We start from the raw sequence: 22,229 nt of genomic DNA on the forward strand, positions 1-22,229 counted from the left end.
GGCATCCCAAACGAATCGGAATAGGCCTGATGCTGCTCTATACCTTGCAACGTCTACTTCAGAGCGTTGCCGTCCTCTTTGCCGTATCGATAGCGGTTTTTCTCGCTGTCTATTCGGTTGGCAACCCGGTTGACTTGTTGATTAGTCCAGAGGCTACTCAGGCGGAGCGGGCAGCGATGATTGCGAAGATGGGCCTCGACCAACCGGTCTGGGCGCAATATTTTACGTTCCTCGGCAATGCTCTGCAGGGCGATATGGGCACCTCCTTTGTGCATGGCATCCCGGCGTTGCAGCTAATCTTGTCGCGCATGCCTGCCACCTTCGAGTTAGTGGTCCTGGCGCTGCTTCTAGCCTCTGCAATCGGTATTCCCATCGGTCTCTGGGTAGGGCTGCGCGATGGCAGCCGTGGCGCGCGTATGGTGATGACCAGCTCAATCCTCGGCTACTCGATCCCCTCTTTCTGGAAGGGGATGGTGCTAATCCTCGTCTTTGCCGTCTGGCTGAACTGGCTGCCCGCTTCGGGACGCGGTGACACAGTGTTACTTCTCGGCGTTCCCTTCAGTTTCCTTACTTTTGACGGGCTGAGCCATCTGGCAATGCCAGTCATCAATCTGGCAATTCCCAATCTGGCGCTGATGATCCGGCTGACCGCCGCTGGTGCCTCGGAGGCCGTGCATCAAGACTATGTCCTGTTTGCCCGCGCTAAGGGGGTGCGCAGCAAGCGCATCATTCGGCGCCATATCCTGCGCAATATCTTGATCCCGATCATCACCGTTCTGGGGGTCGAGTTCGGTGCCCTCATCGCCTTTTCGACGATCACAGAAACGGTCTTTGCATGGCCCGGAATGGGTAAACTGCTGATCACCTCAATCTATCAACTCGATCGGCCAGTTGTGGTGGCCTACGTCATGCTGATCACCTTCATCTTCGTGGTCGTTAACCTGCTCGTGGATTTCGCCTATGCGGCGCTCGATCCACGGGTGAAACTTGTGGAGAACATGTGATGGCCGCGCCCAACACCCGCTTGGACCGCGACGAGATCGTCGCCGTTCGGCAGCCTCTGACCAATACGCCGCAACGCCGCGCGATGCTGGGAAAGCTCAAGCGCCGGCCCAGTGTGAGAAACTCTCTTATCGCGCTGCTGGTGATTACTCTCATCGGTCTATGTCTGCCGTTCTTTGCTCAACAGGACCCCTATGACTTGACCTCCTTCAGCGTGATGGACAACCGCATGCCTCCGATGTCGGAGAGCTTTGATGGTATGGTGTTTTGGCTGGGTACCGACGGGCAGGGGCGCGATATGTTGTCGGCGATCCTCTATGGCATGCGCATCAGCCTTCTGGTGGGGCTGGTCTCGACCGCGCTTGCGCTTATCATCGGGGTTAGCGTCGGGCTGGTCGCGGCGGTACTGGGCGGTCGCATTGAGGCGCTGTTGATGCGGCTGGTCGATTTCGTTCTGGGCTTTCCGTCAATCCTCGTGGCGCTGGTGCTGCTGGCGATGATCGGCCGCGGTGTAGATAAGGTGATCCTTGCCATTGTGATGGTGCAATGGGCCAATTACGCGCGCATTATGCGTTCCTCGGCATTGTCTGAACGTCGCAAGGAATATGTCGAGGCTGCACATAACCTTGGATATAGCACAGGTCGGGTGATGTTTCGGCACGTCATGCCCAACAGCCTGAGCGCGGTACTGGTGCTGGCCACGGTGCAGATTGCTTCTGCAATCACCCTTGAGGCGACGCTGTCGTTTCTTGGGGTCGGCGTGCCGGTGACCGAACCCTCGCTCGGCCTGCTGGTCGCCAACGGTTTCGACTACCTGATGAGCGGCGCCTACTGGATTTCCTTCTATCCCGGCATCGCTCTGCTGATCCTGATCTTTTCACTGAACCTCGTAGGAGATCGCCTGCGCACGGCCCTGGATCCGAAACGCTCATGACCGATCAAATTAAACCCTCCCCCGTCCTTGACGTTCGCGGACTGCAAACCGTGTTCCATGACACTCAAGGAGCTTGGCCCGCTGTCGATGGGATCGACCTCACCCTCTATCCCGGCGAGGTGCTGGGGCTGGTCGGGGAATCCGGCTCAGGCAAATCGGTTGCGGGATTTTCGGTCATGGGGCTGATCGACCCACCCGGCGAGATCACTGCCGGCGAGGTTCTGTTCCGTGGGGAGGACCTGCGCAAGAAATCCGAAGAGGAGCTGCGCCGCATCCGCGGGATTGCGCTGGCAATGATCTTTCAAAACCCGCTGTCGACGCTCAACCCGGTTCTGCGGATCGGCGAGCAAATGACCGAGGTGCTGAGCGAGCATGGACATGATGACTCTGCCGCGGCAGCATCGCTGGCTGTCGAAAGCCTACGCAAGGTGGGCATCCCCGCACCGGAGCAGCGCATCCATCAGTATCCGCATGAACTGTCGGGCGGGATGCGTCAGCGGGTAGCCATCGCGATTGCGCTGTTGGGCGACCCGGCGGTCATAATCGCGGATGAGCCGACCACCGCGCTTGACGTGACCATTCAGGGCCAGATCATTGCCGAGTTGCAAAAGCTGCAGGCCGAAAGCGGCGCGGGCATGATCTGGATCACCCATGATCTCGGCGTGGTGGCCGAACTGGCCGACCGGATCGCGGTGATGTACGCGGGCAATATTGTCGAGATGGGCCCGACGGATGCGGTGCTCGACCATCCGCGTCATCCCTATACGCTGGGGCTCTTGGACTCGGTGCCGGGTGATACTGTGCCGGGCGCCCCGTTGCGCCAGGTGCCGGGCAACGCGCCGCCGCTGTCGCAGAGGCCACTGGGGTGTCCCTTTCACCCGCGTTGTGCCTCAGCCAGCGACATCTGCCGCCGCGATATGCCGGAGCGCGAAACCGATGCGTTCGGGCGCAGCTATCTCTGCCACCACCCTGTCTCGCAAAAGGTTGACCCATGACGGAGTCCTCCCTAATCGCCGCCGACCGGCCTGCCACGGAAAATGCGGCGGAGAGCGCAGACGCTATTCTCGAGATGCGCAATCTCAGTCGCGTCTTCACCCGGCAGCCCGTCTTGGCAGAAACCCTTCTAAAGCTGGCTGGTCGCGCCCCGGACATTCCTGTTCTGCGGGCGGTGCGTTCGGTCAACCTTTCGGTACAACGGGGGGAAGTGCTGGGATTGGCCGGCGAATCCGGATGCGGAAAGTCAACGCTGGGTCGCATGATGACCGGAATCCTGCCTGCCTCGGAGGGGACGGTGTCCTATGAGGGGGCGGACGTCGCGACCCTGCGCGGGGCGGCGCTGAAAGACTTTACCCTCGGCGTGCAGATGGTGTTCCAAGACCCCTATTCCTCGCTCAACCCGCGCCAGCGCGTCGCGGCGATTTTGGCCGAACCGCTCACGGTTCACCGGCCGGACCTGTCGCGTGCCCAGATCAACGCAAGGGTGGACGCAGCGCTTGAGGAAGTGGGGCTTGATGTCAGCTACCGTGACCGGTTTCCGCATCAGTTTTCAGGCGGGCAACGGCAGCGAATTGGGATTGCCCGTGCATTGATCGTAGAGCCGCAGTTTCTGGTTTGTGACGAGCCGATCGCGGCGCTCGACGTGTCAATTCAAGCGCAGGTCATCAACTTGTTTCTGGAGCTGCGCCGTAAGCGCAATCTTACATACCTGTTCGTCAGTCATGATCTGTCTGTGGTGCGGCACATGGCTGACCGAGTAGCGATCATGTATCTCGGCGAGATCGTAGAACTGGCGCCGACCGCCGAATTATTCGCGGACCCCAAGCATCCCTACACCCGCACGCTGCTGGAGCAGATCCCTTCAGTTCGCAACCGAAAGCGCAGTTTTTCCACAGTGAAAGGGGAATTGCCTTCACCACTCAACCCGCCCTCGGGCTGCCCGTTCCACCCCCGTTGCCCCGCGGCCATGCCCCAATGTTCCGTCGACGCGCCGCAATTGCAGCAGATCGCGCCCGGTCGGACCGTTTCATGCCATCTCTACGATAAGGACAAGACTTTAACATGATCAAGCCAAGCGATTTCGACCGAACAGGCGCCTTTGCGCTTTCCTACGCGTTTCAGGGCCAGCCTGAACGGCCAGTGACCCTGAACTGTTACCGCGCCGCAGGCTATGCCACGGGCAAGGAGGTGGTTTTTGTCCAACATGGGATGATGCGCAACGGCGATGACTACCGCGATTTCTGGATCGAAGCGGCAGACCGGCATGATCTTCTGATCGTTGCGCCCTCCTTTCCTGATGCCCATTACCCCGAAGCGCCGGCCTATAACGATGGCATGGTCCGGGCCGCAGATGGCACGGCCACCCCGCCAGAAAGCTGGATTTATCATGTACCCGCACGTCTTGTTGCCGAGCTGACCGACGCCGGGGTCATGGCAGAAGGCAAAGCGCGCATCTATGGTCATTCGGCGGGGGGGCAGTTCCTACACCGGATGGTCGCATTGGTCGGCTACGGGCCGTTCCAGTCGGTGATTGCGGCCAATGCGGGGTGGTACTCGCTGCCCGATCTCGAAGCACCCTTTCCCGCCGGTCTGGGTGGGCTGGGCCTGAACGAAGCAGACCTGCGCCGCCTGTTGGAAAGCGACCTGTGGATCCTCGGCGGGGAAAAAGATTGCGAGTCTAACGCGGACAATCTGCCCTCAAATATCGAGGCTTTGGCACAGGGGCCGGGCCGGTTGCAGCGAGCGCATAACTACATGGCCGCGGGCCGGGCCGCTGCCGAACGACTGGGGAGCGACTTTAACTGGCGGTTTACTGAGGTGCCCGGCGTGGCCCACGACGGCTGTGCAATGGGCAAGGCTGCGGCAGGCCTGTGGTTTGATGGCGCATTGCCTTCGGAAGAGGCACTGGGCGTCGGCACCGGCACAGTAAACGCTTGAGCCGCGAAACCAATCAGAGAGGAAAAGAAATGCAGAACAGCGATGTCATCTGGGATTATGTCGAGACGCATCAGAAGGATCTGGTTGGGCTGTCCGACCGGGTTTGGGCCACGCCCGAAACGCTCTATGGGGAGTTTGCCTCATGCGCGGAACATACCGCGATGCTGCGGGACAAAGGGTTTGCCGTGACCGAGGCCGTCGCGGGCATTCCGACCGCCGTGATGGGCGAGGCGGGGGAGGGCGGTCCTGTCATTGCCATTCTGGGCGAATATGATGCCCTGCCGGGGTTGAGCCAAGAGGCCGGGGTCGACTATCCCAAACCGGTTGAAGAGGGCGGCGCGGGCCATGGCTGTGGCCACAACCTGCTTGGGTCTGCCGCGTTGCTGGCAGCCTGCGCCCTGAAAGACTGGCTGGAAGAAACCGGCACGCCGGGGCGGGTGCGTTACTATGGCTGTCCCGCCGAAGAAGGCGGCGCGGCGAAGTCATTTATGGTACGTGATGGGGCGTTTGACGATGTGGACGCAGCGATCTGTTGGCACCCTTCCGGAATGACGCGCGTGGATGAGGCCCAAAGCCTCGCCAACACGCGGATGGATTTTGCCTTTACCGGGCGCGCCAGCCACGCCGCGGCCGCCCCGCATTTAGGTCGGAGCGCATTGGATGCGGCCGAATTGATGAACGTGGGCGTACAATACCTGCGCGAGCACATTCCGCAGGAAAGCCGAATTCACAACGCCTATCTGGAGGCGGGCGGCACAGCGCCAAATGTCGTGCAGGCCCGTGCGGTCACCCGCTATGCGATCCGCTCGACCACGCTGTCGGGGATGCGGTCGCTCAATGAGCGGGTGCAGGACATCGCCCGGGGCGCGGCATTGATGACCGGGACCAAAGTCGACATTTCGATCATGTCGGCGGTGTCGAACATGCAGGGCAACACCCCGCTGGAAGAGGCCATGCAACAGGTAATGGACAGCTTGGGCGGGGTGCCTTTCGACGACGCTGACCGGGATTATGCCGCCCGCATTCAGGCCACGCTCAGCAATGAGGACATCAATGCCGAATACCGTCAGAACGGTCTGGTGCCGCGCAAGGACTCACCGCTGTGCGACTATGTCGTGCCCGCTGACTCCCGCGGGCCGGCGATGATGGGGTCGACCGATGTGGCGGATGTCTCTTGGGCGGTGCCCACGGTGCAGGCGCGGGTGGCGACCCATGCGATCGGCACGCCGGGTCATTCTTGGCAAATCACCGCGCAGGGTAAGGCCGGGGCGGCGCATAAGGGCATGATCCATGCTGCCAAGATCATGGGCTCAACGGCGCGTATGTTGATGGCCGATAAAGGTCTACTGGCACGGGCAAAACAGGACCACCGTAGCCGCATGGAAGTCGAGCCCTATGTCTGTCCGATCCCGGAGGACGTGAGCCCGCCGCTGGTTGACCCCAAAGCCGCCTAAGGCAGTTGCCGATGCGAAGGCAATGACTGCCCCAGCTTAGGGGCAGTCGGAGCGGCAATCAAGATATCGCCGTGCCGCAATCTTAATCAGACGGGGACGCTATCAAAGGCTCCATTTGTGCAGGTTAATATCTCGTAATCATAAGTTCCGCTCACTTAATACCTCCGCCCCGGTATATGGGAGATGAGCAGCGGTCGTTTCAGAAAAGCTGGTTCACTTGTCCGTACGTTTGAATCTAATATCCAAGTGTCTTGTCGACAATGCCCGTCAATGGCCGACTTGCTTGATGTCGCTTCAGGTTCTCGCAGATTCCAGGAAGGCTTGTTTCCAACCGTGTTATGCATGCGATATGGGGGGTGAGCATTATGCGCGGATCATGCCAGAAAGGGTGCCCCTCAGGCAGAGGTTCCGGCTCGGTGACATCAACTACTGCTCCACGTAGTTTACCGGTGTCGAGCGCTTTGGTTAGAGCGCCATGATCCAACTGCTGACCGCGCCCAACATGTACCAGTGCCGCACCATCCGGTAGCTGATCGAACAAGGTGCTGTCCAGGATATTTTGGGTGGCTGAGGTCAGAGGAAGCAAGCAAACCAAAATATCAGTTTGTTTGAGAAAACGACGCAAACCGTCCTCTCCGTGGAACGTTTCGACGCCCTCGATCTGATGCGCGCTTCGTGCCCATCCGGAAAGAGCAAACCCAAAAGGCGTCAAAGCTCTGAGTGCGCCTCGTCCCAATTCGCCCAGGCCCATGACCCCGACGCGACGATTACGGGTCAATGGGGGTACTGAGACACGTTCCCACTTTTGCTGACGTTGGTTGTCGATATAGCCCGGCAGATCGCGGTGCAGGGCAAGAACCGCCATCGTGACATATTCCTGCATCATCGACGTCAGACCATCATCGATCAGGCGCACGACCGGAACGCTGTCCGGCACTTGGGACATCACGAATTGATCCGCGCCCGCGCCAAGCGAAAAAATCACCTCAAGATTGGGGTAGGCAGTCTTGATGTCGTTTGGCACTTGCCAAGTGAGCATGTAGCGCACATCGGCTTTCTTATAGGGCTCATCTGATATCGCCACTGTGATTTCAGGCATGAGCTCTGCAAACTTCGCCCGCAGCATTTCGGCCCGAGGGCGATCCAGATTGGCAAGAAAGGTCAAGTGGGCCTCCGAGTGGTCAGGCGGGATCGTTGCGCACGTCCAGTGCATCGCGCAGTCCGTCGCCGATAAAGTTGAAACTGGTTACCGCGATGGTGATCGTGATGCCGGGGATAATGGCCAACCAAGGGGCAGTCGCGAGATACTGCTGGGCACCATTCAGCATATTGCCCCAACTTGGCAGCGGCGGTTGGATACCATATCCCAGAAAGCTGATATAGGCTTCGAGCAAGATCGCGCGGGCAACGGTCAGCGTCGCCGCCACGATGATCGGGCCCACCATGTTCGGCAGCAGCTCGCGGAACATGATATGAGAATTGCGCAGCCCCAGCATTCGGCCTGCCATGACGAAGTCGCGTTCTCGTAAGGATTTCACTTCGGCTTCGACGATCCGCGCAATTTCCATCCAGCTGGTGATGGCAATGATGATCGTGATCATCACGGGGCTTGGGTTGATGAAGGCGGCTAAGGCTAACAACAGGAAGATTGAAGGAAAGGCGAGGAAAGCGTCAACAAAGCGCATGAGGGCCGAGTTGACCTTGCCGCCATAGTATCCTGCGACAACGCCAATGACCGTCCCGATTGCGGTCGACAAAACCATAGCGAAGAAACCCACCAGTAGTGAAATCCGCCCAGCCATTAGCAAGCGCGCAGCGATGTCACGCCCCAAGGGGTCGGTACCAAGATAGTGGTCGCCGCTTAGGGGCGGGGAAAAGCGGGCCCGTAGATCAATGTAGAGCTCATCATAGGGCAGTAGAAATGGCCCAACGATACAGGCCAAGGTTAGGAGAAACAGCATCACCATACCCACGATCGCCAGGCGATGTTGCATGAAACGCTGCACGCTCCGGCTGCGCCACCAGCGATGTTTGTGTGTATGTATTTCAGCGGCTGTCATTTGACGTATCCCTTCGCAGGTGGTCGAAAGCTCATGCAAGACGGATTCGCGGGTCAATGGAGGCTGCAACAAGGTCAGCAATCAGATTGCCCAGCAAAACGAGAATGGCCGAGAACATCAACAGGCCCATGACGACCGGGTAGTCGTTGTAACCAAGGCTATCGAGAAATAGCCGCCCCATTCCGGGCCAAGTAAAGACTGTTTCGGTCACCAAGGCGCCACTTAAAAGGTTGGGCAGCTGCATCCCCGCGAGGGTGATCATTGGCAAAAGCGCATTGCCCACCACATGTTTCATCAGCACGCGGCGTTCGCTAACACCTTTCGCCCGGGCGGTCTTGACGAAATCTTGGTTGATCACATCCAGTGTCGCGGTGCGCATGTAGCGGCTCCAAATCGCGATATTGACCAAAGCGAGCACGATGCTTGGCAGGATAAGGTGGTGTAGATAGTCGAGCACAGATCCATCACCGATCGTGTACATGTTGCCAGCTGGGAGCCATCCCAGCTTGAGCGAGAAAACATAGATGCCAACAAGGCCAAACCAGAATGTCGGGATCGACAGAGCAATCATGGCACCGACGGTTGCGGTATAGTCAAACGTGGAGTAGCGGTGCGTCGCTCCGCGGATGCCGATCCACGTCCCCAAACCGATCGAAATCACGGTCGAGCTAACCATCAGAAGCATGGTTGCGAAAAGGTGGCGCCCGATCACTGTCAAGACAGGTTGCTGGTCTCGATAAGAGGTACCCCAATCACCTTGAAGCAGACGCCAGGCCCAATCGAGGTATTGGATGGGCAGCGGCCGATTGAGCCCCATCTGCTCTGCAATACGGTCCATCGTTTCCTGGGTCATGCCGGGCGTCAGCGCATATTGCGACAAGGGGCCGCCCGGGGTCAGGTGAAGCACCCCGAAACCGATCATCGAGACAATGATCAAAAGTATGATGCTCTGCCAAAGGCGTTTTACGAGAAATCCAGCCATTCTTGAGTTTGCCTTTTCCGCGAGGTAGGGGCGGCGGGGCGCCAGAAACAGCGCCCCGTCTGACGATTATTGGTCCCAGTAGTATTGGGCCGCGTTCCAGGTATCGATGCGCGTATTGATGTTTGCTTCGATCCCCTTCAACCCCTCTTTGTGACCGCGCACGGTCGCATACTGGAAGAGCGGCAACAAAGGTAGGTCTTCACGGATGATCTCTTGGACCTGACCGTAGATTTCCTTGCGTTTTACCTGATCAAAGATACGCCCGGCTTCTTCGAGAAGTTTGTCGACCTCTGAGTTTTGATATTGGCCGGTGTTCGACCCGCGGCCACCTTGGGCGGGAATGGCATCGGAGGCAAAACGTACCGTGACGTCCGCATCCGCGCCGGTCGTGAAAACGATGCCGACGATAACGGAATCGAATTGCGACTGGGTCCAGTATTCTCCCCACATAACTGCTGGTGGCTTGTTCTCGATCGTCATCTCGATCCCGACTTCGCCGAGAGATTGCTGGATGAACTGCTGTGCTTGTTCTCGCAAATGGTTTCCAGAAGTCGTTGAATTGCTGAAGGACAAACGCACGCCATCCTTCGCACGGATCCCGTCGGCTCCTCGTTCCCATCCTGCCTCATCCAGCATCTTGTTTGCTGTGTCGGGACTGTAGTCGTGCTGGGGCAGGTCGGGATTGTAGTAATAGGACTGTTGCGGCAGATAGCTCTCGCTGGGTGTCGGCAAGCCGTAGTAGAGCGCATCAATGATCGTTTGCTTATCGATAGCCGCATAGATCGCCTTGCGCACGGCACTTTCTTGAAACTGAGGCTTTTCGTTGTTCAGAAACACCGATTCAACGGTTGGTGATGGTACAACACTAACTTCTTTGCCGGCCAGGCTCTTTGCTTCGGCATAGTTGTCGGGCGTGATGTATTGGTTGCTGATGATATCGATATCGCCACTCTTGAACTGTGTATAGAGCACAGTCAGATCGGGGATGTATTTGAAGATCAGCCGCTCAACGTAAGGGCCCTCCCCGAAATAATCAGAGTTGGCCGTAAGCTCTACATGATCGCCTGCCTTGCGGCTGCCCCATTTGAACGCCCCTGTTCCGACGGGCGCCTGGTTGAAAGGCGCTTCGTTACGATCTTCCAAAGGCTCGAGGATATGTTTGGGAACCATCATGGTCTCAACGAGGATCGACATATAGGGTGCGAAAGGTTCCTCCATACGCCATTTGATCTCGGTCGGCGACACCACCTCAATATCGCGCACCAACTCATGACCTGTAGTCCGCCAGCTGCGGAAGTTCGGGTCCATAATCAATTCGAGTGTAAATTTGACATCCTCGGCGGTGAAGGGTTCACCGTCATGCCACTTTACATCATCGCGCAGCTTGAAGTGCCAGTTTAGCCCGTCTTCAGACAAGCCCCCGTTTTCAATCGAAGGAACCTCGGCCGCCAAAGCTGGAATAAATTCGCCCTCGGGGCTGATCCGAACCAGCCCATCAAACACTGAGAGTTGGACGCCGTCATCGACTTCGATCCGCGGCATGAGTGGATTGAAGACAGTTGGTTCCTGACTGACACCGACGACAATCTGACCGGTGGGTGCTTCAGGATGTGCAGCCAACGCCGGGCCGACGAATAGATTTGGCGCGAGTGCCCCTGCTGCACCCGTAAGGCCAAGCATCGCGAGCGTCTGCCTGCGGTTCATATTCTTCGTCATGGTTTTCGTCCTCTTTTTGATTTCACTTCACGCTTGCTGCAAAATGTGGTCGGTGCCGGGAATGGCCGCGACCAGTTCGCGGGTGTAGGGGTCTTGCGGGTCGTAAAAGATTTGAGACGGCGGTCCGGCTTCAACAATCCGGCCTTTCTGCATCACCAGGAGATCGTCGCAGATTTGGCTGGCGACGCGCAGATCATGGGTAATAAAGAACATAGCCACTTGGGTCTCGCGTTGAATTTTGTCCAGCAGCTCCAGGATCTGTGCTTGGATCGAGACATCGAGCGCAGAAACCGCTTCGTCTGCCACAAGCACATCGGGATCAAACATCAACGCGCGCGCGATACCCACGCGCTGGCGCTGGCCGCCCGAGAACTCATGTGGGTATCGTCCAAAAGCCCCGGAATCCAAGCCCACTTTTTCAAGAATTGTAAGCGCTTTAGCTTTGGCATCAGCTTTTTTCATGCCCTGAGCGATCGGACCTACTGTTACAATATGGCCAATGGTGGAGCGTGGGTTAAGAGAGGCGAAGGGATCTTGAAAGATCATCTGGATCTTTGGCCGCAGGCCGCGGAAATCACTTTCCCTCATGGAAGCGATGTCTTGCCCCTCGTAGAGAATTTGGCCGCTATCGCTGTCCAGTAACTTGATCAGCAAGCGACCCAGTGATGTTTTGCCTGAGCCGCTTTCGCCCACGACCCCAAGCGTCCTGCCTCGGCGCAGGGTGAAACTTGCATCCTGCACAGCTTTGACTTCGCGCACTCGGCTAAACCAACCGCCCCCGCTCCGGTACACCATATTGAGCTTTTCGACGGCCAGCACAGGCTCATCGGTTTCATCTCTATATTCGGAAGCATTTGGGCGATCTGTCTCTCTGAGACGTGGTACGGCGGCAATCAGGCGCTTGGTGTAGGGGTGCTGGGGCGCGGTAAACACCGTATCGGCAACTCCTTCCTCGACCATGTGCCCCTTTTCCATGACGATCACCCGGTCGGCAATCTCTGCCACAACACCGAAGTCGTGGGTAATGAACAGCACGCTCATGCCCTTTTTGCGCTGGATTTTCTGGATCAATTCGAGAATTTGCGCCTGTGTCGTGACATCCAAGGCGGTGGTGGGCTCATCGGCAATCAATATGTCAGGCTCAAGGGCGAGAGCCATTGCGATCATCACACGCTGACGCTGCCCGCCAGATAGACGGAACGGATATTGATGCAGCATCAGTGTCGGATCGGGTAAACCAACCTCGGTCAGCAACTCGAGCGCGCGCTTTTCTCGCGTCTCAGTTGTTCCTTCCCCGTGCGCCGCCATGACTTCCATAACCTGATCGCCGACGGTCATCAGCGGGTTGAGAGCCGACAGCGGGTCTTGGAATATCATTGAAACGACCCGGCCCCGCAGCTTGCGCAAAGCAGTCTTTTCAAGCTTCAGGAGATTCTGACCCTGAAAAAGGATCTCGCCGGAACTGACATGCATCAAAGACGGCAGTAGCCCCATCAGCGCGTTGGCGGTTACCGATTTGCCTGATCCAGATTCGCCGATAACGCAGAGAATTTCACCGCGAGGAAGGTCGAAGGAAATATCTTGCACTGCATGTTGGCGCTCCATCCCTTTGGGCAAATCAACTGTAAGATTGCGAACCGAAAGCACGGAATCTGACATCGCTGTTTCGGCCTTATTTTTGGAGATTCTGCCTTGTGCTATCACTGCGGCCTGCTCCTGAGATTTTTTCAGTAATGAAATTATGACAACGGCTATAATGAAAAAATCGTTTAGTCACGCAAATTTTTTCATTTTTTTCACTTAGTGGCTTGCAATGGCCCGCTATGCTTTTCATTATTGAAGGTATCAGGCGGTTCTTGATCCAGGGGCTGCTCCTTTTCCACAAGGGTTGCTCATGACCACATCAAAGCCCAACCCTGAGGCCCCGATTGGGGCAACCTTCCGTCGTCAGCGACATGAAAAGGGCATGTCCCTTCAGGAACTGGCTCGGGAATCGGGTGTGTCAGTCGGTATGATCAGCCAGATTGAACGCGACATTGCTAATCCGTCAATGCGCGTTCTCACAGCATTGCGGCGCGCGCTTAACATGCCGATGCAAGAAATGTTCAGCGATAGCCCTGATGGATCGGATGAAGAGCCTGCCTTCCTCCGCCGCGCAGCAAATCGGCCGCATATTGACCTCGGGTCGCTGAAAAAGGAATTACTCACTTCTGGAGGAAATCATCATTTGCAGATGATGATCCTGACGATCGCATCGGAGGCCACCTCAGGCAATACTGCTCTGAGTTACCCTGCAGAGAAAGGAGGGCTTGTTCTCGAAGGAGAACTGACGCTCTTCGTCAACGGTCAGAGCGCCGTACTGCAGGAAGGCGATAGTTTTGTTTTTGACAGTTCGTTGGAGCATAGCTTCAGGAACGATAGCGACGCGCCGGCCCGCATTCTTTGGGTGATCGGCGCTGTGCAATTTGATCGTCACTTATAACCTCCGTAGGAGCCCCAAGATGTCCGCCGAAAACACCACGTTAAAATGCATGCCATACTGGTGGGAAGCTGCGCCTATCTCATCGTTGCCAGAGATGCCGCTGGACAGGCGTGTCGATGTCGCAATTATCGGCGCGGGGTATGCGGGGCTGACGGCCGGATTGACATTGGCCCGCGCCGGTCGATCGGTAGCTGTATATGATAAACAACACCCGGGAGAAGGCGCTTCCTCCCGGAATGGGGGCATCACCAGCGGCAACATCAGGCTCGATCACGCGACTTTGGTGAAGAAATTTGGCCAAGAACGCGCTGACGCCATCACACTCGAGGGAAAAGACGCACGGCAGCATCTGTACGAAATGATCGCCGCCGAGGAACTTGATTGCGACTTTGTTCAGGTCGGTCGGTTCGGTGGCGCGCTTGGCGCTAATGACTATGAGCGGATGGCACGTCATGCCGAACATTTGGAGCGCAAGCTGGGAATCGAGTCTTATGCTGTCCCGCACGCTGAGCAGCATAAGTATGTCGGCACGGACTTCTTCCGGGGAGGCAGCGTGCGCATGGATATTGGCGGCCTACACCCTGCGAAGTTCATCGCCGAACTCCTGCGTGTGACACGGGCTGCGGGTGTTGCTGTGCATTCAGACACAGCGGTCGAGGGCATCACGCAAGATGCGACCGGCTTCAATGTGCGCACCGCCCGAGGGCAGGTCCACGCGCGGCAGGTTCTTGTATGTACGAATGGCTACACCGATGGCGCCACGCCATGGCTACGGCGTCGCATTGTGCCGGTGCGCAGTCGGATCATTGCCACGGAGCCCTTGCCCCCTGAGTTGATGGATAAACTCATGCCGCGCCGCATGATGCTAAATGACACTCGCACGCTCGGCTTCTATTTCCGGCCGTCCCCGGATGGGACGCGTATCTTACTAGGTGGTCGAGACGGGACCAATCTTGAGGACCCCACCAAGCCGGTCGCCTATCTACGTCGCAACCTGCTTGAGTTGTTTCCCGAGCTGAAGGCTTTTGGCATCTCGCATACGTGGTATGGCAAGGTCGCCATGCACCGCGATATGATCCCCCGAATCTTTGAAAGCAAAGGTTTGACCTACGCGACTGGGTTCTGTGGCTCAGGAGTTGTCTGGGCGCCTTGGATTGGACGCAAGGCAGCGCAGAAAATTCTGGGAAATACCAATGAGGCTCCTTCGGCTTTTGACTTCCAGCCGCCAGCGGCCATTCCGCTTTACAATGGAAAACCCTGGTTTATGCCTTTTTTCATGATGAAATACCGGATGGATGATCGAATTAAGATGCGCCGGGCAGGACGTTTGTAAAAATCCCGCTACCCGTTGACCGCCAACAAACTCAAGGTGGTGAAACAAGAGAAGATAAATCTGGCTATTGGCGGACTTTAATCAGAAACGACCTCATCATGTTGGGCGCATACCAGTTGTCCATGGTAATTTACCTGTCAATTTTCTCATTTAAAGAAAGCGAAAACGCACGACTGAAAAAAGAGCTTTTCTCTTTGTCGAGGCGGCGCAGTGACCACCATGTTTGAGCCCATTTTGTCTGATGCTGCGATTAGCCTTAAAGCCCGCTCTGGTAAGCGCGTCGGGATCATCCCGACGCACAACAAAGTCGGTCTGGGTGATCTGTCCTGGCTCCAAACCAGAAGCGAATTTGCCAAACATGGTCCGCCCTGATCGGTTCGTCGCGGAGTATAATTAAACGGAGACTTAAAATGAACGCACAAGTGAATCTCGAAGGCCTTGATGTTGGTTATGATGTCCCAGCTCTTCCTGGAATGGAGGAAGCGGACATTCAGACACCCTGCCTTGTGCTGGATCTTGATGCGCTTGAACGCAACATTAGAAAAATGGGCGATTATGCCGAAGCCCATGGCATGCGACACCGCGCACACGGCAAAATGCACAAATCCGTCGATGTGGCTAAGCTACAAGTAAAACTGGGCGGCGCTGTCGGGGTTTGCTGTCAGAAAGTATCCGAGGCCGAGGTGTTCGCCCGTGGTGGCATCAAGGACGTTCTGGTATCCAACCAAGTGCGTGACCTTCAGAAAATTGACCGTTTAGCGCGTTTGCCAATACTTGGTGCCCGCATAATCGTCTGCGTCGATGATGTTGAAAACGTCGCCGACCTTTCGGCGGCTGCCCAAAAGCACGGAACCAAGCTTGAAATCCTTGTCGAGATAGATTGTGGCGCAGGCCGCTGCGGGGTATCCACCACACCAGCTGTTATCGAGATTGCCAAGGCGGTAGTGGCGGCTGACAATGTCAAATTTGCTGGTATCCAGGCCTATCAAGGTGCGATGCAGCATTTGGTCAGCTATGACGCTCGCAAGGAAAAGCTCGATATCGCAATTGCCATGGTTCAGGATGCGGTTGATGGCCTGAAAGCCGAAGGTATCGAATGTGAACTGGTGTCCGGCGGCGGCACAGGATCGTATTATTTTGAAAGCAATTCTGGCGTTTACAACGAATTACAGTGCGGCTCTTATGCGTTCATGGACGCCGATTACGGTCGTGTTCTGGCTAAGGACGGTCGCCGGATCGATCAAGGCGAGTGGGAAAATGCTTTTTTCATCTTAACCCAAGTCATGAGTCACGTGAAAGCGGATAAGGCAATCTGCGACGCCGGGCTTAAGGCCCAGTCCACTGACAGCGGCCTGCCGCTTATATTTGGCCGTGACGATGTGGAGTATGTCGAGTGCTCGGACGAGCATGGCGTAATCGCAGATCCAAAAGCGGTGCTGAAGGTGGGCGAGAAACTACGCCTCGTTCCGGGCCACTGCGATCCGACCACAAATGTTCATGATTGGTTTGTTGGCGTGAGAGGCGGCAAGGTTGAGGCCGTCTGGCCAGTCTCCGCCCGCGGGAAAGCCTACTAAGTCAAATCTGAAAGTGTGCGCAGACAAGCCTTTTAAGCTATCAGATTAGGCCGACTATTATGAGTGGGTTTGAGGATTTCAGCGTCCGATCCTTGCGTGTTTCAGCGGTACTCACCTTACCGATCGCTCTGGTAATCGCGCGGTGGTTCCGGTCGGGAGCTGTACTTTGGATGCTGGCGGTTAATCTATCAGTAGATGACCTCCATCGGTTCCTTGATTGGGGAAATTATTGGCCAGCAGATGGATTCTTTTCAGTTCCTCCCTCCAAAGATTTCTTTCTCGAACATCCGTTTCTTTAGCACGCGGAGCTTGCGATCGTACTGTGGCTGGTCCGTATTGGAATACTTCGCAAACCTTAAAATGATGGAACGGAAGAGTTTGCAATGTCAAAAAAACTGGGACAGTTGCATTAACTGGAACCCGGAATTTCTTGAGCTCAATCCGATCTATATCTAGTGGTAAAGTGACATATTTTTATGGATATCTGCCTCGGATATGGAATCTGCAAGCGCCAAGTTTTAGCTTGTTTGGATTAATGCAACAGTCCCTCCACGAAGCAGGACATCTTCTCGCGGCATTACTGTCTCCCTTGCCGACTCCTGTTAGGGCTTGGATGACGGCTCGGGGTGGACATGTTGAGCCAGCTCCGTTGCCTACGATCACACCTAAGCTAGCAGAGGCCAAACTTAGGATGTGTCTTGCAGGCCGCGCGGCCGAGGCTTTGGTTTTGGGCGAGGTGAGCAATGGCGCCGGGCTTGGTCCGACCAGCGATCTTGCCCAGGCGACCAAGCTTGCGCTCGAGATGGACTTGAATTGGTCGTTCGGGGGCGCTGACTTGGTTTGGCGGGATGCGAGCCAAGTGGATTTTGACAGGCTCCCCATCAGGACGCAGCAGCGGCTCCGGGCGACGCTGCAGGATGCAGAAGTGGCTGTCAGCAGTTTGCTTGAGGAAAACCTACATAGTCTGAAGCGGATCGCAGCTGAGCTGATTTGCAAAAGAGAGCTGACGGGGAGGGGTTTGGATGAACTTTCCAAAGATTTATTTCCTTCGCAGCGTTCCTTAGGCACGACACGCCTGCCAGAATGCCCGCACAACACCTCGTAGTTGCTACTTTCCGACTGGCTGGCGGAAGCCCTTTGGGCTCCGGCCGTCCACCATTCTGAGCGTCTTCTCTGTTCCACCATATACTTGGCACGCTCCCGGCGGATCCTTGAGAGCAACCCGGGGGTGGCCGGTCCAGCGCATCGAGAAGGTTGTTTTTCGGCCGTGCCTCCTCTCAGGTGTGTCGGCATGACACTCATGTCGTCGGGCCCTCGGGTGGGGTGTCTGTCGGAGGCTCATCCCAGCCTCTGAAGCCCCGTGTCGCATGGCGGATTATATCTTCATGTGCCGCGGGCCGAACAATGACTTCTCTAAAGGCCCGTTGGTTTATGAAGCAATAATCGCGTTGAGCGTGCATCAGTCGCCAGCCGTCGCGCACGCGCCGCAGAACAACATAAGTTGTGATGCTTCTGCCGATCCGTATACGCGCAGACCTTTTGCCACCAGGGCGATAGAGCACTATGGTACCAGGACGGCTCTTGACCTTGACACCGCGACTATCGAGCAGGTCCTCGCACTCATGAGCGATGCCAATGAGTCTATCCGGGCAGATCGTCCAAGTCCGGGCTTTTCCGTTCACATGGTTCAGAACTGCCGCCATTTCCGCTCTATTGGCCGTTTTGATCTGATGCTTTTCGAGTCTTTTCTGTTCTAATTCAGCCTGGAGGCTCGAGATATGTTCGGGTTGCCAATTATCCAGCCAGCGCTTTGATTCTTGGGCCGCTGCCAGTGTTTTTTCTCCAAGCTCGATTTCAAAGTCGAGTTTGAGTATTTTATTCTCGGCTTTACGGCTTGTTATAATTGGGTAGGTCGTCATTAATATTTCTCCATAAAAAACTTTTTTATGAGAAGTATCCAGTAATTGGGTTATTCTTTGCTGGAACTCTCACAAACAGATATACATGAAGCTGTTTAAAGAATGATGAAAGTACGCGGAAAATAGAATAGGATATAAATTACATTCATTGCAATTAGCCGCCATGCAGAAGTATCAGACGTATTTCGTGGAAAGCATCATCGGGCCAGAAATTGCTTTTGATCTCTCGAAAGATCGTCGGTTTGTGACGCTTTAGAATCCGCTGCATCTCCGCGACGAGGAACTTTGCCAGCCGTCAGCCCTCGATCTTTCATCGCTTCTGAAGTAATAGTCGCGTCTAAACCGCTCCCATACCGATTCCTCTCATTAGATAAACTACTGTTTTCTAACAAGAGTCGCACTTGATGGTAGCGCGCGCCGCTACACAGAAAAATCGCATAAGGTTAATTATGTTATTAATTACGCGTACTGGGGAGGCGAAGCGTCGTAACCTAAAGCATAGCCCGCGCCGCCCACTGTCCGGATTGGCTCGCTACCGCCTTCGCGCGTCAGCGCTATGCGTAGCCGTACGATATGAACGTCGACCGTGCGCGTATCGACAAAGTTGTCGCGACCCCAGACGTGATCAAGCAGTCGATCGCGGATGAAGACCCGCCCGGGCTTTTCCGGCAACGTTGTCAGCAGCCGATACTCCGTTAGGCCTACCTTCAGTTCATTGCCCGCACGGCTCACGCGGTGCCGCTCCGGGTCGAGCTGGATATCGTCAAAGCTGAGCAGCGCGCCTGCGGCCGCTGGATGTGTCCGCCGCAACTGCGTGCGCACCCGCGCCATCAGCCCGGTCATTTTTTGACCAGTATTTACCATTTCAGATGCTCCCCCCCATCGGTGCAGACTAGTTGCCCGGTGACCGACGACGCATCAATGAAATAGCCTAAAGCTGCGGTGATATCTTCAAGGTTTACCCCCCGCTCCAAAACGGTGTCCCGGCGCTCTTGCGTAAAGACTTCTTCAGTCTGATGTTGGCCTTGCAAAGTCGGTCCAGGGCCTATGCCGTTCACTCGGATCGCCGGAGCCAATGCTTGGGCCGTCGTCCGCGTCATGGCCCAAAGGCCCATCTTGGCAATCGTATAACTCATGAACTCTGGCGTCAGGCTCAGCACGCGTTGGTCGATCATATTTACAATGAGCCCGGTGGCGCGCGGCTCGCCGCGTTCATCTGACGTGGCCTGCAGCTCCTGCGCCGCCATGGCTTGCGTCAGGATAAAGGGCGCGCGCAGGTTGCTGCCAATATGACGCTCCCAGCTTTCAGGGGTGGCCGAATAGATATCGTCCGCCTCAAATATTGAAGCGTTATTGACCAAACAGGTAATAGGACCTCCAAGCGCCACCACCGCGCGGGGAATTAGGGCCTGTGTTTCAGCTTCATGGAGTAAATTGGCTTGCAATAGAGAAGCCCGCCGCCCCTGCGCTATAATGCTAGCGGCGGTTTCTTCCGCCGCCGCCCGTGAGGTGGCGTAATGCACGGCCACATCAAACCCGCGTCCCGCAAGGTAAAGCGCCATAGCGCGCCCAAGACGCTTTCCTGCGCCGGTCACCAGTGCTCGATGCATGGCGCCTCTCCTTAGATGATAAGTACATTTGGCTAAAACACATAAAGCGCGCGCAGCACCAGACCCCCAAAAACAGGCCCAGAGTTCACGCCCACGCCTCAGCCGACATGGAAAAGCGTATTGAACAGCTTCGGATCGAAACTTTGCGCCGCAAAGGTATCGCCTTGGATCAGTACGCTAATGGCATCATGACTATGCAAGCTTTCTTGATGGCTCGCGACAATGCGGAAGTCCCCTACCCGCGCCTCCGCAAGAAGTTGTTCGCAAAAGAGCCGCGCCGCATCTTCGACGAAGATCGGGTTGGCCGCGTTCAGCTCAGCAAAAGCCTGTTCGTCTTCGCGTTTGACCATCACTTGGGTCTCTGTCGGCACCGCGCGGCGGCAGAGGTCAATCAGGTCTTCAATCCAGAGGCACTTCTCTGCATCGATGACCTCCACCGAAATCCGCGCGACCGAGCGCTGTGAATGCGGCGTGGCCAGTTGGCCCCGGGTTGCGCGGGCATGTTCGCTCAACTCCAGCGAACAGGGACAGGTGCTGGAGTAAACATAGTCCAGATGGACTATTTTTTTGCGTTTTCCCTCCTGCTCCACAAATTCGAGCGCGAGGTCGTAATATTGGTAGCCGGTCAGCCTCGAGCGCAGGCTGGTGACCTGCATCGGGAAAGAAAACCGCATCTGGATCCGCGCATCAAGACTTTCCAGATCGGCCTTATAATCATTCAGAGCGGCTTCGATCACTTCAAAACTGAAAGTGGCTTCGGCATGGCAGTAGAAGCTGCGCATGATACGGGACATGTTGATGCCCTTCTTCTTGGCATCAAGCGACACCGATCCGGTGACTGAGGTTTCAAGTTGCAAGTCACCCCCGCCGCGGCTGTGATAGCGGATTGGGAGGCGGAAATTCGAAATGCCCACATGCTGGATCAACTGCTGCGCGCCGCGGATCAGGCTGGTAGGGCCGTTTTGCAGATCAGGCAAGGTGGCTTTGTAATTGTCGCCCACGGTGAAATCCGTTGGATAGATGCGGGTAAACGCAGGGTACCCCGCACCGGTCAACATCTGCACAACCGCAGGATCGAGAGCGGCGATCTCGGCCGGAGTGGCTTTCTGGCCCCAGGCATGTAGAGTGGCCAGCGCAGCTTTGGCCGCCTCCCGATCAGGAGTATCTGACGTCTCTGTCCCAATATTCATAAGCGCCCCTTCGCACTGTCGGCCGCACGCTAAAGTAGTTTAAACAGCAACACCATGGCACACGCAGCAAGACGACATTTTGGATGTCCTCCTTCACCGAGAGGCTCAGATTAAGAGCCTTAGCGCTTGCCAATGTTTACAGAGCATGCAGACAGCCAATGCGATATCCCAGCCTGAATTGACTTGCCAAGTGTTTCCCACCTAAATGCACAATTTATAGTAATATGCGAGGCGACAGGTGCCCCTTTTAAAAATCAACGATAAGCTTCTGCATTTTGTCCATATCCCCAAGACGGGTGGGTCGTGCATTACAAGCTATCTCCGGGCCAAGGGGCCGCTGGCTCTTTACAGTCGGGAGCCGGTAGAATGGTCTAAAACCACGCCCCAGCATATGGAAGCAGCAACGCAGCGCATGATCTTACCCTACGGGTTTTGTGATCATCGGTTCTGTATTCTGCGTGATCCGTTTGAGCGGTTGCTCAGCGAGTACCGCTACCGTGCGACCCGAATAAATCCCCCCGAGGCGCTGCCAGAGCACATCGTGCCCGGCGACACCCTGACCGTGGAGCTTGATTGGGGGAAAGAGTTTTGCGGTACTTTTGATGCGTGGGTTGCAAAGGTTTTTGCAGATCAGATTGATGATCCCTATCTGTCGGATAATCACATCCGACCTCAGGCGGAGTTTACCGGACCCGACGTAAAGATTTTCCTCTTTGAGGAAGGCCTAGAGCAGGTATTCCGTTGGGTTGACCATATCACTCAAACCGACCGTGCCATTGTGCCTCTCGACCGCAACAGTAGCGTGAAGTTCTCCATACAAATGCTTGAACAAACAAGAGAATCAATAGAATCATTCTACCAAGAAGACCTGCAGCTGATCCACCAAATTAAAGCAGCAAGGAGATCCGCGTTGCACGTTCCACACTGAATCTTAGGAGGCCATAAATGGCCTTACAGGGTTTCCTCGTGGTGAAGCGTTAGCCATCTCCCGCGCCATCCAAGGCACGCGCCCTGTCGCGCAGTTTCAGCGCAACACCTA

20 protein-coding genes and 1 pseudogene are annotated in these 22,229 nt (G+C 56.2%); 11 read left to right on the forward strand and 10 right to left on the reverse strand.

Going from position 1 to position 22,229, the window contains the following annotated elements; genetic code table 11:
- The first annotated feature begins 29 nt into the window (after nt 1-29).
- Genes BM229_RS17145 through BM229_RS17170 form a run of 6 tightly spaced genes read left to right on the forward strand, consistent with a single transcriptional unit; the run spans nt 30 to nt 6,324 of the window.
- Nucleotides 30-1,004, forward strand: a complete 975-nt coding sequence (locus BM229_RS17145) for an ABC transporter permease (RefSeq protein WP_093928872.1) — start codon at nt 30-32, stop codon at nt 1,002-1,004.
- Nucleotides 1,004-1,936 (forward strand): ABC transporter permease, encoded by a 933-nt coding sequence (locus tag BM229_RS17150; RefSeq protein WP_093928873.1) that lies wholly within the window; start codon nt 1,004-1,006, stop codon nt 1,934-1,936. The genes BM229_RS17145 and BM229_RS17150 overlap by 1 nt, the downstream gene beginning before the upstream one ends.
- Nucleotides 1,933-2,931, forward strand: a complete 999-nt coding sequence (locus tag BM229_RS17155) for an ABC transporter ATP-binding protein (RefSeq protein WP_093928874.1) — start codon at nt 1,933-1,935, stop codon at nt 2,929-2,931. The genes BM229_RS17150 and BM229_RS17155 overlap by 4 nt, the downstream gene beginning before the upstream one ends.
- Nucleotides 2,928-3,998 (forward strand): ABC transporter ATP-binding protein, encoded by a 1,071-nt coding sequence (locus BM229_RS17160; RefSeq protein WP_093928875.1) that lies wholly within the window; start codon nt 2,928-2,930, stop codon nt 3,996-3,998. The genes BM229_RS17155 and BM229_RS17160 overlap by 4 nt, the downstream gene beginning before the upstream one ends.
- The gene (locus BM229_RS17165; RefSeq protein WP_093928876.1) at nt 3,995-4,870 is read left to right on the forward strand and encodes an alpha/beta hydrolase family protein; all 876 of its coding nucleotides are present in this window, start codon (nt 3,995-3,997) and stop codon (nt 4,868-4,870) included. The genes BM229_RS17160 and BM229_RS17165 overlap by 4 nt, the downstream gene beginning before the upstream one ends.
- A gap of 29 nt (nt 4,871-4,899) precedes the next feature.
- Entirely contained in the window at nt 4,900-6,324 is a 1,425-nt protein-coding gene (locus tag BM229_RS17170; RefSeq protein WP_093928877.1) for an amidohydrolase, read from the forward strand.
- A gap of 235 nt (nt 6,325-6,559) precedes the next feature.
- Here BM229_RS17170 and BM229_RS17175 read toward each other — a convergent pair whose 3' ends face one another.
- From BM229_RS17175 to BM229_RS17195, 5 genes are all read right to left on the reverse strand, one after another.
- Complete coding sequence (locus BM229_RS17175; protein WP_244152259.1) at nt 6,560-7,489, reverse strand: 2-hydroxyacid dehydrogenase; 930 nt, start codon at nt 7,487-7,489, stop codon at nt 6,560-6,562.
- 16 nt (nt 7,490-7,505) lie between these two features.
- Entirely contained in the window at nt 7,506-8,384 is an 879-nt protein-coding gene (locus tag BM229_RS17180; RefSeq protein ID WP_093928879.1) for an ABC transporter permease, read from the reverse strand.
- Between the two features lie 31 nt (nt 8,385-8,415).
- On the reverse strand, nt 8,416-9,366 hold the full coding sequence (locus BM229_RS17185) for an ABC transporter permease (protein ID WP_093928880.1): 951 nt from the start codon (nt 9,364-9,366) through the stop codon (nt 8,416-8,418).
- 66 nt (nt 9,367-9,432) lie between these two features.
- The gene (locus tag BM229_RS17190; protein WP_093928881.1) at nt 9,433-11,082 is read right to left on the reverse strand and encodes a peptide ABC transporter substrate-binding protein; all 1,650 of its coding nucleotides are present in this window, start codon (nt 11,080-11,082) and stop codon (nt 9,433-9,435) included.
- 27 nt (nt 11,083-11,109) lie between these two features.
- A complete protein-coding gene (locus BM229_RS17195) occupies nt 11,110-12,741 on the reverse strand; it encodes an ABC transporter ATP-binding protein (RefSeq protein ID WP_093928882.1) in 1,632 nt (543 codons plus the stop codon).
- A gap of 235 nt (nt 12,742-12,976) precedes the next feature.
- Between BM229_RS17195 and BM229_RS17200 the strand changes: the two genes are divergently transcribed.
- Together BM229_RS17200 and BM229_RS17205 are read left to right on the forward strand one after the other, a co-directional pair.
- Nucleotides 12,977-13,564 carry a helix-turn-helix domain-containing protein gene (locus BM229_RS17200; protein ID WP_093928883.1) on the forward strand — a complete coding sequence of 196 codons (588 nt, stop codon included), beginning with the start codon at nt 12,977-12,979 and terminating at the stop codon, nt 13,562-13,564.
- Between the two features lie 19 nt (nt 13,565-13,583).
- On the forward strand, nt 13,584-14,897 hold the full coding sequence (locus BM229_RS17205) for an NAD(P)/FAD-dependent oxidoreductase (protein ID WP_093928884.1): 1,314 nt from the start codon (nt 13,584-13,586) through the stop codon (nt 14,895-14,897).
- 150 nt (nt 14,898-15,047) lie between these two features.
- Here the strand turns inward: BM229_RS17205 and BM229_RS18110 are convergent, their stop codons facing one another.
- Nucleotides 15,048-15,257 (reverse strand): hypothetical protein, encoded by a 210-nt coding sequence (locus BM229_RS18110; protein ID WP_139226302.1) that lies wholly within the window; start codon nt 15,255-15,257, stop codon nt 15,048-15,050.
- Nucleotides 15,258-15,307: 50 nt separating this feature from the next.
- Between BM229_RS18110 and bhcC the strand changes: the two genes are divergently transcribed.
- Both bhcC and BM229_RS17220 read left to right on the forward strand, forming a co-directional pair.
- Nucleotides 15,308-16,471 (forward strand): 3-hydroxy-D-aspartate aldolase BhcC, encoded by a 1,164-nt coding sequence (gene bhcC / locus BM229_RS17210; protein WP_093928885.1) that lies wholly within the window; start codon nt 15,308-15,310, stop codon nt 16,469-16,471.
- Between the two features lie 535 nt (nt 16,472-17,006).
- Nucleotides 17,007-17,576 (forward strand): hypothetical protein, encoded by a 570-nt coding sequence (locus BM229_RS17220; protein WP_093928887.1) that lies wholly within the window; start codon nt 17,007-17,009, stop codon nt 17,574-17,576.
- Between the two features lie 193 nt (nt 17,577-17,769).
- Here the strand turns inward: BM229_RS17220 and BM229_RS17225 are convergent, their stop codons facing one another.
- The 4 genes and pseudogenes from BM229_RS17225 to folE2 form a co-directional block, all read right to left on the reverse strand.
- Entirely contained in the window at nt 17,770-18,390 is a 621-nt protein-coding gene (locus BM229_RS17225) for a hypothetical protein (protein ID WP_093928888.1), read from the reverse strand.
- A 459-nt stretch (nt 18,391-18,849) separates the two neighbouring features.
- Nucleotides 18,850-19,233, reverse strand: a pseudogene (locus BM229_RS17230) (winged helix-turn-helix domain-containing protein); the annotation flags it as partial.
- A gap of 14 nt (nt 19,234-19,247) precedes the next feature.
- Nucleotides 19,248-20,000, reverse strand: a complete 753-nt coding sequence (locus tag BM229_RS17235; RefSeq protein ID WP_093928889.1) for an SDR family oxidoreductase — start codon at nt 19,998-20,000, stop codon at nt 19,248-19,250.
- 98 nt (nt 20,001-20,098) lie between these two features.
- Nucleotides 20,099-21,190, reverse strand: coding sequence for a GTP cyclohydrolase FolE2 (folE2, locus tag BM229_RS17240; protein ID WP_093928890.1), 1,092 nt, complete (start codon nt 21,188-21,190; stop codon nt 20,099-20,101).
- A 238-nt stretch (nt 21,191-21,428) separates the two neighbouring features.
- Here folE2 and BM229_RS17245 point away from each other — a divergent pair, with 238 nt between their 5' ends.
- A complete protein-coding gene (locus BM229_RS17245) occupies nt 21,429-22,118 on the forward strand; it encodes a sulfotransferase family 2 domain-containing protein (protein ID WP_093928891.1) in 690 nt (229 codons plus the stop codon).
- Nucleotides 22,119-22,229 lie beyond the last annotated feature (111 nt).

It is taken from the genome of Sulfitobacter dubius (genome assembly GCF_900113435.1).
GTDB classification, from domain to species: Bacteria; Pseudomonadota; Alphaproteobacteria; order Rhodobacterales; family Rhodobacteraceae; genus Sulfitobacter; species Sulfitobacter dubius.